General features: G+C 60.1%; 1 protein-coding gene. It reads right to left on the bottom strand.

Translation table 11 applies throughout. The annotated features are described in order from the left end of the window. Window positions 1–296: LysR substrate-binding domain-containing protein (locus DC347_RS21395; protein ID WP_206073988.1), on the bottom strand; the 296-nt coding region annotated here is incomplete at its 3' end. Between the last annotated feature and the right edge of the window lie 40 nt (window positions 297–336).

Below are 336 nucleotides of genomic sequence, written 5' to 3' on the forward strand. Positions count from 1 at the left end.
AGCGCTTCTTCGTGTCGGTAAACCGGGGCCGGCATCGACGTTAACAGATCGCTCTCGCACAGAAAGGCCTTAATGGCCGAGGATGAGGCGCACTCAATAACCGGCTGCGGACAGGGCAACTGCCGGGCGCGAAAGATATCAGCCAGGATGTTCATTGGCGTACTAGACGGCGGCGGCATGATCCACGGATAGTCCAGCATCGCCTCCAGGGTGACGTCCGCCGCCTGATGCAGCGGGTGGTGCTGCCTGGCGACGATGCAGATCCGGTCCTGCCAGTTAATTTTGCCCCGCACCACGATTTTCTCATCATGCGGTAAGGGACCGCAGAGGGCGATA

The sequence above is a fragment of the Pseudarthrobacter sp. AG30 genome (assembly GCF_003116525.1).
In the GTDB taxonomy this organism is placed as follows: Bacteria; Actinomycetota; Actinomycetes; order Actinomycetales; family Micrococcaceae; genus Arthrobacter.